Below are 14772 nucleotides of genomic sequence, written 5' to 3'. Positions count from 1 at the left end.
GATCAGAAATACCCCCCCTTTTTCCTATCCTCCATCGCCGCTTCCGTCTGCTGGTCATCAATCCGAGTCTCGCCCCGCTCACTAATCCTGGAAACAGTAATCTCAGCAATAACCTCGTCCAATGTAGCTGCGCTCGATTCCACAGCCGCCGTGCAGGTCATATCTCCAACAGTTCTGAAACGAACCTGACGTTTTACGATCTGATCGTGCTCATCGGGCTCTATAACCGGCGTGTTGTTCAGCAATTTGCCATCTCTCAAAATCAATTCACGCTCGTGTGCGAAATAAATGGATGGTAACGTGATGTTTTCTCTTTTCAGATAAGCCCAAACGTCCAGTTCCGTCCAGTTTGAAATCGGGAACACGCGCACGTTTTCGCCTTTGTGAATCCGTCCATTGAACAAATTCCAAAGTTCAGGACGCTGACGTTTTGGATCCCACTGACCGAACTCGTCACGGAAAGAGAAAATGCGCTCTTTTGCACGCGCTTTTTCTTCATCACGACGCGCACCGCCGATGCAGGCGTCAAATTCAAATTCTTCAATCGTGTCCAAAAGGGTAAATGTTTGCAACCAGTTGCGGCTCGCATTTTTCCCTGTTTGTTCTTTCAAACCTTTCGCTTTGATTGTGTCTTCCACATAGCGGACGATCAGTTTCGAACCAGTCTTTTCGGCGAGTTCATCGCGGTAATTGATCGCTTCAATAAAATTGTGTCCGGTATCAACGTGAACGAGTGGGAAAGGAATTTTTCCGGGTGCAAATGCCTTTTGGGCAAGTCTTACCAATGTAATAGAGTCTTTTCCTCCCGAAAACAACAACGCAGGACGCTCGAACTGGCCTGCCACTTCGCGCATAATGTAAATCGCCTCGGCCTCCAACTGGTCCAGGTAATCAGGCGACTTGCGTCTCGCTTCCTGATCGCTGATATCCGACACTTCTTTAATTGAAATTGACATATTGAATTTAATTTTCTTACAAGATTTTAATTGGCTTTCTGCGCTCGCTTACTTAGCGTGCAAGCCACATTCTTTTTTCGATTCGTCTTCCCACCACCAGCGTCCGGCGCGGAAATCTTCGCCTTCCTGGATCGCCCGGGTGCAAGGCGCGCAGCCAATGCTCACAAAGCCCTTGTCGTGCAACGGATTATAAGGTATGCCATTGGATTTCACATACGTTTTCACTTCTTCAAACGACCAGTGCAAAATCGGATGAAACTTCACCAGCTGATGCGCCTCATCCCATTCCAGCTGCGGCATATCATGCCGGTTACCCGATTGCTCCGCCCGGATGCCCGTAACCCAGATCTTCGCGCCCTTCAAAGCCCGGTTAAGGGGTTCCACTTTACGGATAAAGCAGCATTCCTTCCTGTTTTCAACCGAGTCGTAAAAGCTCAAAGGCCCTTTCGTACTGACCAATGTTTCCACAGAATCCGTCTGCGGATAGTAAACCTTGATCTTCGTATCGTAACGATTATTTGTCTTTTGCAGCGTCATATAAGTCTCGCTGAAAAGCCGTCCCGTATCAAGCGTGAAGATCGTTACGTTCAGATTATTTTTTAAAATAAAATCTGTAATAACCTGATCTTCATACCCCAAACTAGTCGAAAACACAACCTCGCCAGGAAAAAGATCGGCCAGAACCGCCAGCGATTCCGTCTCACTCTTGCCCTCAATGGCAGCGTTTAAAGAAGATATTATTGTTTCGTTCACGGTGAATATTATATCAATTCAAAACGGGCGACATTCAAAAATTCCTTATCCAAATGATCAAAGTCCTTGTCCGTTGTTATTAATGTTGCATTTAAAACACTCGCCGTCGCCGCAATCCACAAGTCATTTTTACCCATGTTTCTCGCTGAATCCTTCAACTGTTTTTCATGCAATCTGCCTTGGCTATATGCGTCAATTTCTGCGTAACGCTTAATAATCGGTTCTTCCAGTGTTCGGATGATCAGTACAAGATCTGCAAGAGAATCAAGTGCTGCCATCTTTTGCTTACCCCAGCGATTTCGAATCCCTATCGATGTCAATTCTCCTATACAAATTGCCGAAGTAAACATTTGGCTATCGCCTTCTTCGTCTTCAAAGTATGTCTGTAAAGTGTTTATCAAATGGTGTTTTCTTAGGTACGCCAGTAAAATATTGGTGTCAAGAAAATATCTCATTTAGTAAGTTGAGAAAGTAAAAGCTCCAATGGTTCCTGGATGTCCATTTCATCGGCAAGCTTTCTCATTCTCTCCTTATCAAAACCCTTATAATTTTGCTCTTTTTTCAAGCCCTCAATCCATTCTTCGGTTGAATCATATTCTTTTGTTGGCTTCATCAATTCCTTTGCAGGATCACTGTCGGGCATTGCATAATATACCATATCATTCATCGGAACTTCTGCCAGATCTGCCGCCTGCTTTGCCGTAAGTACGCCCTTTTGATAAATTTGCACAGCGATGGAAAGCAAAACTTTATCCTTTTCAAACTGCTCCGGAATTTCAATCGTTAATGTGTGCATGATATGAATATGTTTAAGTGTTTATCAATCTAATATATCACTTTTCACCGACACCTCCACGGCGTTGGTGAAGTCGTCTATCAAATCTTCGATGTCTTCCAGGCCGACTGAAATGCGGATGAGGCCTTCGGTGATGCCGAGTGCTTTTTTCTCTTCTGGTTTCAGTTTGGCGTGGGTGGTTGTGTTCGGGTTGGTTACGATGGTTCTCGTGTCGCCGAGGTTGGAAGATAGGGAAGCGATTTCCAGTGCATCCATAAATGCGGAAACTCTTTCAAAGCCACCTTCCAGATCAATCGTAACAATTGCCCCACCGGCTGACATTTGTTGTTTAGCTAGTTCGTGCTGCGGATGCGATTCCAGGAATGGATATCTTACCGATTTTACATCCGGATGCTTTTCCAAAGCTTCTGCAAGCGCCAATGCATTCGAACAATGTCTGTCCATTCTCAATCCTAATGTTTCAAGGCTTTTGGTTAAAACCCAGGCGTTGAATGGCGACATGGATGGTCCAGTCTGACGACAGAAAAATCGTAACTCCTTGATATATTCTTTTTTGCCAACAACGACACCGCCTAAAACACGGCCTTGGCCGTCCATATATTTGGTCGCAGAATGCACGATCAGATCGGCGCCGTATTCCGCAGGATTTTGCAATGCTGGTGACGCAAAGCAATTGTCAACGTTAAATATCAGGTTATGTTTTTTGCAAAGTCTTCCAACCATTGCCAAATCCACAAGGTCAAGGCCTGGGTTTGAAGGCGTTTCCAGGTACACCATTTTCGAATTCGGCTGAACCGCAGCTTCCCAATCCGCTTCGCTTGCGTCCGCATCCAGATACGTGTATGTGATGCCCCATTTGCTCAAAATCTGCGTAATCACCTGGTGTGCAGAGCCGAATAAGGCACGGCTGGCGATTATGTGGTCGCCTGTTTTTAACAGCGCAGCCATACTAGCAAAAACTGCTGCCATACCGGTTGCCGTGGCAACGCCATCTTCACAATCCTCTAAAAGACAAACTTTATCAACAAATTCCTGCACAGTTGGATTGGAAAAACGGCTGTAAATGTTGCCTTCTTCGGTCTCCTCAAAAAGTGCTTTTCCCTGTTCCGCGCTTTCAAATGTGAAGCTGCTGGTCAGGAACAATGGTGTTGAATGCTCGCGATACTTGGTTTTCGGCGTTTGCGTGCGTATCGCTTTGGTTTGCTTTTTCATGATTCGAATTCATTGGCTGTTTGCTTTCAGCCTTTTTTGTTTAATATAAAAACTAAGTGCGCTGACTTAGAAAATGTCTTTTATAAACTGCTCAGCACCATATAAATAATCCTCAAACTCACAATGATAATCACGGTTCCAACCATAATCATCATGGTTTTGATCGGTAGTTTTCTGGATAAGTTTGCGGCAATCGGCGCGGCGGCCATACCACCGAGTATAAGCCCGAGAACGACCTGCCAATGTGAAAATCCGATGAGGCTGATGAAGGTAACTGAACTAGCGAGTGAAACAAAAAACTCCGCCAGGTTGACCGATCCGATGGTGTATTTCGGGTGACGTCCGCGGGCGATCAATGTAGATGTTACAATGGGTCCCCAACCGCCGCCACCGATCGAATCGAGCGTTCCGCCTGCCATCGCCAGCCAGCCGATCTTGGTCATTGGCTTCTTTTCAACTCGCTTCTTTAACGCTTTCTGGATGATAAGAATTCCCAGAATCAATGTATAAACAGCCACTAAAGGCTTGATAATGTAAATATATTTTTCAAAAGAAGATAAGAGGTAAGCACCCGTAATAGCGCCTAAAACGCCCGGAAACAGGATTTTTTTGAAAAGCTTACTATTGACATTGCCGAATTTCAAGTGCATGTAACCCGAAACCCCGCTGGTAAATATTTCAGAAGTGTGCACGCTCGCGCTAACAGCCGAAGGCGGAACGCCCAATGTTAATAGAAAAGTGGCCGCCGTAACGCCATAGGCCATGCCCAATGCGCCATCGATCATCTGCGCCACGAAACCGCCCAAAACATAATAAAAGAAACCTTCACTCAATTCGAGTTCGTTCCAGAGAACCGTCAGGCGGTCGTAAGTGAAGAAGGTGAAAAGCAGGTGGCCGAGGACCATTAACGCAATCGCGGAGAAGATGTTAACCGCAACTTCGGTGCGTGTTCTCTTTCGAATGGTGGCCGCCCAGATTTTCTGCTGAATGGTTTCCCAGGTCAGCGGCGTTTTTGTACTATTCCTTGTGGGCTTATGGTCGGCTTCAATCGGTGAAGCGCTAGCGGTTGAAGCAACAAAGCGAACGTCGGATTCATCAGGAAGATCGCGCAGGAAAACCACCTGACCCTTTTCCCGGGCGAGTGCCGCCAGGCGCCGATCTTCCTCAGGATCACCACTTGCGATGTAGGCTACATCCAGAGATTCCCAATTTTTATCCGATGAGGGTGTAAAATCCGCCGCTTCCTTCAAAGTCTATGTAGTATACTATTATTGTAGAGTAATCAAGCAATAAAATAGCAAACAAATGTTTGCTATTTCGGGTGCCAAATTTAAGATCAAATTATTAGTTTTCAAAGAATAAAAATCTTCCGGCGGCGATCAATAGCAGCGGATCTGGAATAAAGCGGCGGGCATTTGCGGGTTGGGATTCGTCACTTTTATTCTTAAAAACTGGGTCTGGATAGGCTGGTTGAAGGAAATGGTCCGACGGGAAAGGTGATTATCATGGATTTCGCCCACGATTTCATCCTGATCATTGCAAATTTCAATATCTGTTGCGCAAAAGGGCATAACCGTTTCGGGATGCACATAAATGACGTTTTCCATGGGATGATCAAAATCAGTGTCGAAACAAATGTCGATTTTTTGAATTTTCACCGGCGCTTCCCAGCGAATGGTGACCACCGGTTCGGCATCATTAAAGTCGGCAACCCATGCATTCGGACTGGCGATGGGGCGGTTGTGGTTATTTTTTAAATTTTCAGCCTCAAAAAGTGCAATCGGTTTGCTAAGACTGAATGCCAGATTGCGTCCTTCTGGCCTCCGCTGGGGGCACCAGAATTCAAATGTATCCACGCCAATGTCTTCCATCGGCTCTTGTTTTCCGTAGTTTGAAACAGCCGGATTGGTCGCATTAAAGACGGTTAGCAAGCCCGTTACGCGTTTTTCGCTATACTGAATTTTAATATTTGGGTTTTTGATAAATGAAACAAAAGCATAACCAGCATCTTCAAAAGCAGCCGACCAGTCGAGTTGAATTTCATGTTTTCCAACATTCAATTCAAAAGACTTTGTTTCGAGCGTAACATTCGGTGTGTGGTTAAATGCCTTGCTGCTTTTTCTTAATTCAACCACCAGTTCAGTGTCGGCCAATGCTTCCACCCAAACGATTACGGAAGGCATTTTCCCCTGAACAGGCAACATTTGCGCAACCGACTGCTCGATAACCGCCCAATAATCTGAGCCGGGAAGATCTTTTAATTTCAAACTCGAAGAAGCACTTATCTCAACTGCTTTCTCGACCAGGTTTTCTGCATCAGCAATGTCAGTTTGTGGCAAATATTGGCCTGCACGCCATAATTCCAATTGCAATTCTTGCAAATGCTGTTTACCCACCTCACGTGGCGTGCAATTATATTTTTTGGCAAGCGCAGCAGCGACCGCGACCGCTTGTCCACCCATTGCGCTGGTGGCCATCACGCGGGTGGACGCAAATGCTACGTGCGTCGCGCTGATAATGCGGCCTGCGATGAAGAGATTATTGATGTTTTTGCTATAAAAACAACGATAGGGAATGCTGTAAACGCCCTTGCTATGCCATTGATTACAACCCGATTGATCACTATAAACGCCATCGGCGGGATGCAGGTCCAGGCTCCAACCGCCAAAACCGACCGTGTCAGGAAAGGCAGTTTGCTCCACAATGTCTTGCTGTTTCAACAAATAATCCCCTTCAAAACGACGGCTTTCGCGTTTCCCCGGAATCGTGCCGACCCATTCCAACGTCATGTTTTCCGATTCCGGAAATGCACCCGAATTCTTAATGTAATTCCAGGCACCATAAACGACCTTCCATAATTCCCACTTGATTTTCTCCGTATCATGCACAGTATCAAGTCTTCCGCCATATTCCAGCCACCATAACCGACAGCCAAAATCTTTCGGATTAAATGTTTTGTAACGCGGGATCTCCGTTATGTCCTGCAATGCATACGAAGGCGGAATGAACTTCACCGGACGGCCTATGTCCTTGGAATAGAAATACATAGAATGCCCCAGCAATTCGCCATAAGCCTTGTCTGGCGCAAATTTTTCGCCAAATTCATCCATCGATTCGGCGCCCATCCTAAATGCCGCACCTGAAAGAAACCCAACAATTCCATCCCCGGAGGCATCGCAGAAAAGCGGGGCTGTAACTGTGTATTTAGTGCTATTTTGAGAGCAAAAGGCGTGGACGGCCGTGATGGTTTCGGTCTCTGCATTTTTGTCCAAATCATACACTGCGGTGTTCAGCAGCAATGTAATGTTCGTTTCTTTAATAACTTTTTCCAGCAAAACTGTGTCGAAAATCAGCGGGTTACCATCCGGATTTCGATAAATATTTTCGAGCATGATCTCGTCGATCAGGCCGCCTTCGCGGGCCCAGCGGTTGTTGTTGCCCATGTGCGAGGTTGCGCCGAGGATCCAGAGCCGCACTTCGCTCGAACAATTGCCGCCCAAAACCGGCCTGTCCTGGATCAATGTCACCTTCATGCCAGCCCTCGCCGCCGTAATCGCTGCACAAGTGCCCGTTAATCCTCCTCCTACAATCACCAGATCTGCCGCCGATGCAATGGTTTTGGGTGCTCTTTTCTCAGATGCTTCTTCGCGTATCATTTTGTAAGGTCATTAGCTCCACTCCGCATTTTTGCAAAAACCAGAGCCTTTGCAAAAACGAGCGCGCGTTTTATAATTATTTCAATTCAATGTCTGTTTTGATGCTGGTGAAACCGGTTGGTTTCGAGATATTAATGTGCAGTTTCTTTTCAAAACCAGCGACCGGAATGTCGATTTCCTTTGCTTCGCCCGGCTTCATTTCAGGTAAATCAATGGTTAGGCCGTTTGCTTTCAGCTTATAACCTTTGATCGTTCTTGCCGGAAAATCGCCGCGGGCTGTCAAACGAACGGTTAGCAAATGCTGACCTTGTCCGCCTGCTTTGAAACCTACATTTTCAATGGTAACCGGTGAATATTCCTTTTGATGAACGCGGTAGGCAACGCGGAATGAGCGGTCGGGGCCGACGATGCCCCAGGGGCGATAGCCGTTTGCATTCGTCCCATGATGGCGGCTTTGGTAATCATTATAAGTCCACCAGGAAGTGCCCACAACATAAGGTCGCTTGCGGAACTCAACCATCAGATCCGTAATGTGTTGCGCCTGAAATGCTTCGTCTTTCGCATCCGCCCGCACGCCCCATTCGCTTACCAAAATAGGCTTGTCGGGATAGAGCGAATGAATGTGGTCCAGGACTTTGGCGTGGTTTCCGTAGGTGTTGGTTGAGATGAAATCCACGTATTGACTGGCCTCATCTTCCGGTTTTTTGGGTAAAATATTGAGGCGCATGGAGGCGAATGTGTAGAGCCGTGTCGGATCAAGGGATTTGGCAAATTCGATCATATCCTTCGTCCACTTTTGTCCCGCAGGCTGCTCGGAAAGATATTCATTCCCAACACTATAAGCGATTACGCTCGGGTGATTCCAGTCTCTTTCCGCCATTTCGGTAAACTGTGATTTGAACTTCGCCCGCATCGAATCATTGTCCATTTGATTGGGCGTAAGCTGCCAGTTTCCGGCCTCGGTAATGATGAGCATGCCATGTTTGTCGGCCAGGTCGTAGAAATATTCGGAAGGCGTGTAGTGCGTCAAGCGCTGGAATTCCATGCCTGCTTCCTTCATCAATTTAAAGTCTCTTTCAATCAGCCAATCGGGCTCCACGGAGCCGAGTCCCGGATAATCCACAACCCGGTTACCACCGCCAACGCGAATGGATTTGCCATTCAGAAGCAGCTGTGCATTCTTTACTTCTACTTTTCTTATTCCAAAATGCGAAGCGATCGAATCTTCGCCCACAGCCACTTTAAGCTGATATAGATTCGGCTCATCCAGATCCCACAACTTCACCTGCACAGCCGTTAATGTGGCTTCGGCTTCTATAAAACCCGTTTGCCCAGCCGGAATGCTTTCCGACTTGCCTTTCACATTGACCGGAATCACTTTCCCATCAAACAAAACTTTATAACTGACCTTCGGCGAGGCGGCAGCCTTAGAAGCATTGCGGATTCTGATCCTGCTTTTCAATGTCGCAGTGCCCTTTGCCAGGTCGGGGAGGGCATCTATTTTCAGGTTTTCGGCATATACTTCGGGTTCAATGGTCAGGTAGACGGGACGGACCAGACCACCGTAGTTTAGCCAGCCCATGAAAGAATCATTGATGTTGCCATTGTCCTTCGCACCTGGAATCGTGCCCGGTTTCCACGTATCATTATTGACCGAAACCGCCAGCAGGTTATCGCCATCTTTCAGCAAATCCGTCACATCGAAGCTGAACGGCGTATAACCACCCTCATGCGCACCGACTTTCTCATTATTAAGCCAAACATTCGTCTTATAATAAGCAGCATCAAAGTGCAGGATCACGCGCTTTCTGGCAACTGGTTTCCAGGCAAAAGTCTTTCTATACCAGGCCGTTCCGGTATAATGTTCAAAGCGCGGGTCCGAAGAAAAGCAATGCGGCACCGTCACCTTGTCCAGCCGGTTACTCTCCGCCAGCTTGTCCATATACCATTTCCCCTTCAATCCCATCTCAGCAGGATCCATTGCAAAAAGCCACTCCCCATGCAAAGGAATCGCATTTGGCTCCCGGATTTTGAATTGTGCAGAAGCAGATTGCCAGATGAGGCAGGTAATGATGATGAGGAGTTTTTGAAATTTATAGTTCATAATGAGCGTTGAAAGAATTCAAGAGAATAGGTTATTTTTGTAAAAACAGATCACCCATGGCAGCAACACAGATCGTTCCGAGCCGATTAAGCAATATTCAAATCGAACTTTTGAAGCTCTATCCTTATAGTGTTTCTGAAAAGGAGCTGGGCGACATCCGAAAAATGCTGGCTGATTATTTCGCGCAAAAAATTGATATGGAAATGGATCAGCTTTGGGAGCAAAATAACTGGAATGAGCAGACCGTCGAAACCTGGAAATCAGAGCATCTTCGCAGTAAGATTTCCAAATGAAAGTAATTCTCGATACGAATGTTCTGCTGATTTCCCTTCTTGTTAAATCTAGATACCGGCCTATTTTTGACGCCTTAAAAATCGGTGATTTTGAAATTGTGGTGAGCAATGATATTCTGCTTGAATACCACGAAAAAATTGCTGAAAAAACTTCACACGACATAGCTGACAATGTTATCAAGCTCATCTTGTCGCTCGACAATTGCACATTACAAACCACATTTTTTGAATGGGGATTAATGCATAATGATGAGGACGACAACAAATATGTTGACTGTGCATTAGTTGCCGGTGCTGACCATCTGGTTTCGGAAGACCGCCATTTTAACATTCTCAAAAAAATAGATTTCCCTAAGTTATCGGTCATTCGTGCGGATGATTTTCTTGAATTGTTGAAACCTCAATAACCTTAACCTTCCGAGAAGCCACAAACGGAATTGCCGATGAAAACAGCACTACCGTTGCTACAACCACGGTTATCAACGTCCCGGAAGTGGTCATTACACTTAATATAAAGAGCATTACCGCCGTAAATAGTAGCGCTCCCGCGATTACTTGCAGGCCGAAGCGGTTTTGGCGTTTGATTTCTATGGCTTCTTCTTCGTTGATTTCCAGTGCGTCGATGCGCTTTTGTTCTTTCGTTTCCAGGTAAGTCAGATATTCTTTGGCGATGCTGTCTTTGGAGCTTGCCCAGAGTTCGTAGGCCAGTAAAAGCAGCAAGGGAAGTCCGACGCCGACGATCGTTTCCATGCCTCTGGATAGTTTGAAATCCAGTAAGATGGGTGCGAGGATTTTAAAGAAGAGATTGACCGAAAGGCCGATGCCCGTGACCCATAAAGTAACTGTGCTGTTGAGTCTTTTGGAAAATAAGGCCCATAGCGGCGGTGCTAGAAGCGGGCCGCCAGAGATAGCGGAAATGCTTAAAACCACTTCCACGATACCGCCAGCCGCAGGAACAAGTAAGGCGATGCCGATCATTCCCAAACCAAAAAACCAGGAAGAGCCGCGTGCAACCCGGATCAGCTGCTTGTCGGACGCCTTCGGGTTGACCATTCCTTTGTAAATGTCGTTAGTGAAAACGGCCGAGACGACGTTCAATGCGGTGTTAGCACTCGCGGATGTAGAGAAATACATGCCGGTGAGCATCAAGCCCAGCAAGCCGGGTGGCAACACCATTTTGCAAATCATCAAATAAGCATTTTCGGTATCCAGGCCTGTTAATGTTGGGTTAATGGCCTTGTAAATCATGGGTGGCAACATCCAGATCACCGGGCTGATCAAATACAATCCGGCAAACAGAAAAGCGACTTTTTTAGCCGATTTCTCACTGTCGACGCTCGTGTAGCGTTGCACCATGGTCCAGTTTCCGCCGATGTAGCAAATATGGTAAATGACAAATGCAGCGACGAAACCAATGGTGTATTCTCCATTTAAAAGATTGAAAAAATTATCCGGAACGGCCTTGCTGAAACCTTCCCAGCCACCGACTTTATCGAAGGATAGGGGAAGCAAAATGAAGACCGCCGCGGATAGAACTACAAATTGCAGAATGTCTGTCACCATCACCGCCCAAAGCCCGCCGACTGCGGTGTAGGCAATCATAAAAAGACCCAGTCCAATCGTACAAGGCACCAAAGGCAAGTCCAGCGAAGCGCTAACAAGTTTGGCAACGGGATACAAAACAGAGCCTTTGATAAATACCGAAACCAATGTGAAGATGAAAATGTAAGTTTTTTGCACGGGCAAGCCCAGGCGCTCACGGATGAATTCGGCGGCGGTTAATGCGCCGGTTCTTTTCCAGCGTGGCGCCAGGTAAAGAGCGGTGATCAATGCGCCTATGCACATGGTCCATTGGATGGTGATGGCGACCCAGCCGTGTTTGTAGGCGATGGAACCCCAGGCCACGAATGTCCCGGCCGAGAAAAAACTCATGAATAAGGACAGCCCCCCGATAAACCAGGGAACCGCCTCTCCTCCGGCAAAAAAAGATTTCAAATTCCGTCCCGTTCGCGCAAATAACATTCCAATGCCCATCACGAATGCGGAAAAGACTAGGATGACGGCAGTATCAATGGTGTTGTTCATTATTTGGTTGTTAGCATTTTCGCATTCCGTTTCGCAAGTTGCCCTAAGCCGAGCATCGGCTAGGCGTCAGCATCCAGCTGAGCACCGGCTCTAGCCGTCAGCCTCCAGCTGAGCATCGGCTAGGCGTCAGCCTCCAGCCGAGCATCGGCTCTAGGCGTCAGCCTCCAGCTGAGCATCGGCTCTAGCAGTCAGCCTCCAGCCGAGCATCGGCTCTAGGCGTCAGCCTCCAGCCGAGCATCGGCTCTAGGCGTCAGCCTCCAGCCGAGCATCGGCTCTAGGCGTCAGCCTCCAGCTGAGCATCGGCTCTAGCCGTCAGCTTAAGCTGACGGTTAAAGAAGTTCGATTTTTAGGGTTTTTAGGCCAAAAGGGCTGATAGTGATTTGGTCTGTTTTTGCGGGCTGGTTGTTTTCCAGCCATTTTTCTTCCTGTATTTTTTTAGATTCTCTGAGTTTGCTTTGGTCCAGTTTCAATGTACATGTGGTCGTTGATGCACTATTATTCAGCAATGTTACGTAAATGCTATTTTTCGAAGTCGACCTTGCCGTAATCACGTCAATTGCCGGTTTGTCTGCCACAGCGAATCCTTCCAGGATTACAAGCCTGGCTTTATCGCCATGAACTGTACCTGGTTCGAAGCCATATGTTTGGTGCGGGCCTACTTTTGGAGCGACGAAGCCTCTTGGAAATTCAATTTTTCCTTTGGACCTCAATGCTACTTCGGATAGCAAATAATCCGTGATCCAACCGATTTGCCACCAAGCGTGGTGGGGATAAGGCCCCGCGCCTTTGTTCATCGCTTGCCAGTAGTAGGATGCGACGCTGGTTTTGCTGTCTACGAATGCGTCGCGTCCGATGGCGGCGGACCGGGCCATGTCGGCGAAAATTTGCTCGCCGGTTAATTGATGCATCCGGATAAAAAGCCCGGCGTGACTGGCCAGCTGGATAGGGCCAAGGCGTGTTGCCGAACCGAAAATGCCGCCATGTTCGAAGCTCAAACCGGTCTGACTGATTTCCCAGTCTTCCTTGGTGTTCCCATTGACTTGCTTAATGTTCCTATTGGCAATGGGATGCGTATAAATTGAAGCAGTATAGATTTTTGTACAGGTAATTGCTGCATCCTGGTATTTTTTAGTTTTGGTCAAATCATAAAGATCCAGTAATGCCTGAGCCGATTGTCCCGTAGCAAAATCGGGTGCATAGCGCGCATCGCCGCACACACCCAGGAACGAGCCGGTTTCGACGGCATTTTTGACAAACCAATCCGCGCCTTTTTGTGCAGCTTTCAGATATTTTTCATCTTTTAAAATGCGGTAAGCCACGATCAGTCCGTAGAATGTGGGTCTTACATCTTGAATGTCTTTGAACAATTCCTGCTCATTTTTCCGGTCGTAGGCTACGGCCCAGCTGCCGTCTGTGTTTTGCCATTTGAGTAATTTATCAGCTCCTAAGCGCAATTTTTCCCTTAATTCAACATTCTCCGGCTCAAACAAAAGCATATTACCCATGTCCAGTAAAACGTAGTAAGTCAGTGCGATAGGTTCCACGACTTCACCCCATTCTTCGACGAATTTTTTGCTTTTGGCTAAATAATATTGCCCTTCAATCGCTCCTTCAAAGAAGCCTTTATTGGTCTCTTGCTGTACTAATTTGAAATTCAATGCAGGCGGCAAAACCTTTTCCTTCAATTCAGGATCGTTGGTCGCATTGGCCAGCATCCACATAGCGCCGTAATCGGCGTTTTTCATGGCGTCTTTGTTGGAGCCGACTACGCCGCCAAGGTAAGATTGCGCGCCGATCTGCTTGCCTTCGTATTCCTCAATGTTCCAAAGCGACGTTTTCGGATCAGTGAGATAACGGTGCATTTTCTCGATGCGGTCGGTGAGGGCCTGCTTGCTTTGGCGGAGGCTTAATGTTTCGTGAAATTTGTAAATGTCGTTGGCGGCATGCTTGATCGCCTGGAACCAGTCGCCGGCGATGAGGCTGTAACGGAATGAGTAGGTAATCTCCTCACCAGCATTTAGTTCTGATTTTGGTTCGCCCAAAACCGGATAGTATAATGTAGGTGAGAGCTGCGATTTCCGGTTCATGTGCGACAGCCCGAGGTGCCAGTCCGTTTGTGAGACTTTGTCGTTGGCCCAGGGATCGCGCGCGAGCCCCGGATTGGGGATGACCGACAATGTGATGCCGTTTTTGTTGCTGATCAACGGGTTTAATGTCGTGGCGCAGCGTTCACGATAAACCACCGGACGATCCGGAATTCCGTGTCCATAAGCGTAGGCGAGCGCGAAATTACTTTGTATAAAATTACCTTGAAAATAGCCCGGTACAGATGCCCAGGACATTTGATTTGTAGCGACAGAAGCCAGGGTGGGCGTTGCCAGTGAAAAATAACCCTTCTTTTTTGGGATAAGCCGCATGGTAACCTGAATGTCCGTGGGATAATCAGGATCTAATTTCCAGGTCGCTTTAACCGTCGCTACCTCGGTTTCTTTCGTGAATTCAAGCTCGTTTTTTTTAGTCAAAAGATCCGCTGGCAAAAAACTGAAAACCTGCCCGGCTTTGTTCAATGAAACTGCCGTGGTGCTTTCTTTCCATTGGCGTTCCTGATAATGGTAGTTGTCTTCGGGGAATGTTCCGCCGGTCGTTTTTTCAAACGTTTCGGCCGGCTCATCGGAGGGTTTCGTCTCCGCGTAAAGCAGCGTGTATTCTCCGGAGGGCGTCAGCCCTTCAATCCATTTGCCATCTTTTTTTACCAGTATTTTATTAATCGACCAGTTTTTGCTGTCGTTTTTAAACTGAATGCAAATGTGATCATTCGCAAGTCTGACAGGCGTTTTACCCTGACCTAAAACATAATTGATTGATCCTAAACACAGAAAAATGGCAAAGTATAATTTCATTGTTACTTTATTTCATT

12 protein-coding genes are annotated in these 14772 nt (G+C 47.0%); 2 read left to right on the top strand and 10 right to left on the bottom strand.

What is annotated here, in order from left to right:
- Positions 1–2: 2 nt before the first annotated feature.
- The 8 genes from cysD to G395_RS0100095 form a co-directional block, all read right to left on the bottom strand.
- Positions 3–956, bottom strand: a complete 954-nt coding sequence (cysD, locus tag G395_RS0100130) for a sulfate adenylyltransferase subunit CysD (RefSeq protein ID WP_084439328.1) — start codon at positions 954–956, stop codon at positions 3–5.
- 48 nt (positions 957–1004) lie between these two features.
- Positions 1005–1709, bottom strand: a complete 705-nt coding sequence (locus G395_RS0100125; protein WP_026628180.1) for a phosphoadenylyl-sulfate reductase — start codon at positions 1707–1709, stop codon at positions 1005–1007.
- Between the two features lie 8 nt (positions 1710–1717).
- Positions 1718–2164, bottom strand: a complete 447-nt coding sequence (locus G395_RS0100120) for a type II toxin-antitoxin system VapC family toxin (RefSeq protein WP_026628179.1) — start codon at positions 2162–2164, stop codon at positions 1718–1720.
- A complete protein-coding gene (locus tag G395_RS0100115) occupies positions 2161–2505 on the bottom strand; it encodes a hypothetical protein (RefSeq protein ID WP_026628178.1) in 345 nt (114 codons plus the stop codon). Before G395_RS0100115 ends, G395_RS0100120 begins: the two co-directional genes overlap by 4 nt.
- Before the next feature lie 24 nt (positions 2506–2529).
- Complete coding sequence (locus tag G395_RS0100110; protein WP_026628177.1) at positions 2530–3717, bottom strand: trans-sulfuration enzyme family protein; 1188 nt, start codon at positions 3715–3717, stop codon at positions 2530–2532.
- 80 nt (positions 3718–3797) lie between these two features.
- Positions 3798–4967 (bottom strand): TSUP family transporter, encoded by a 1170-nt coding sequence (locus G395_RS0100105; RefSeq protein WP_026628176.1) that lies wholly within the window; start codon positions 4965–4967, stop codon positions 3798–3800.
- Between the two features lie 129 nt (positions 4968–5096).
- Positions 5097–7373 (bottom strand): FAD-dependent oxidoreductase, encoded by a 2277-nt coding sequence (locus G395_RS0100100; RefSeq protein ID WP_026628175.1) that lies wholly within the window; start codon positions 7371–7373, stop codon positions 5097–5099.
- 76 nt (positions 7374–7449) lie between these two features.
- Positions 7450–9477, bottom strand: coding sequence for a glycoside hydrolase family 2 protein (locus G395_RS0100095; protein ID WP_035360167.1), 2028 nt, complete (start codon positions 9475–9477; stop codon positions 7450–7452).
- Positions 9478–9533: 56 nt separating this feature from the next.
- Between G395_RS0100095 and G395_RS0100090 the strand changes: the two genes are divergently transcribed.
- On the top strand, positions 9534–9770 hold the full coding sequence (locus G395_RS0100090; protein ID WP_026628173.1) for a DUF8507 family protein: 237 nt from the start codon (positions 9534–9536) through the stop codon (positions 9768–9770).
- A complete protein-coding gene (locus tag G395_RS0100085) occupies positions 9767–10177 on the top strand; it encodes a putative toxin-antitoxin system toxin component, PIN family (protein WP_026628172.1) in 411 nt (136 codons plus the stop codon). Before G395_RS0100090 ends, G395_RS0100085 begins: the two co-directional genes overlap by 4 nt.
- Here the strand turns inward: G395_RS0100085 and G395_RS28305 are convergent.
- On the bottom strand, positions 10134–11855 hold the full coding sequence (locus G395_RS28305; protein ID WP_035360163.1) for a sodium:solute symporter family protein: 1722 nt from the start codon (positions 11853–11855) through the stop codon (positions 10134–10136). The genes G395_RS0100085 and G395_RS28305 overlap by 44 nt on opposite strands.
- A gap of 329 nt (positions 11856–12184) precedes the next feature.
- Positions 12185–14755 carry a glycoside hydrolase family protein gene (locus tag G395_RS28300; protein ID WP_035360161.1) on the bottom strand — a complete coding sequence of 857 codons (2571 nt, stop codon included), beginning with the start codon at positions 14753–14755 and terminating at the stop codon, positions 12185–12187.
- Positions 14756–14772 lie beyond the last annotated feature (17 nt).

It is taken from the genome of Dyadobacter alkalitolerans DSM 23607 (assembly GCF_000428845.1).
Classification (GTDB): Bacteria; Bacteroidota; Bacteroidia; order Cytophagales; family Spirosomataceae; genus Dyadobacter; species Dyadobacter alkalitolerans.
This window is presented reverse-complemented; position numbering and strand designations above follow the sequence as displayed.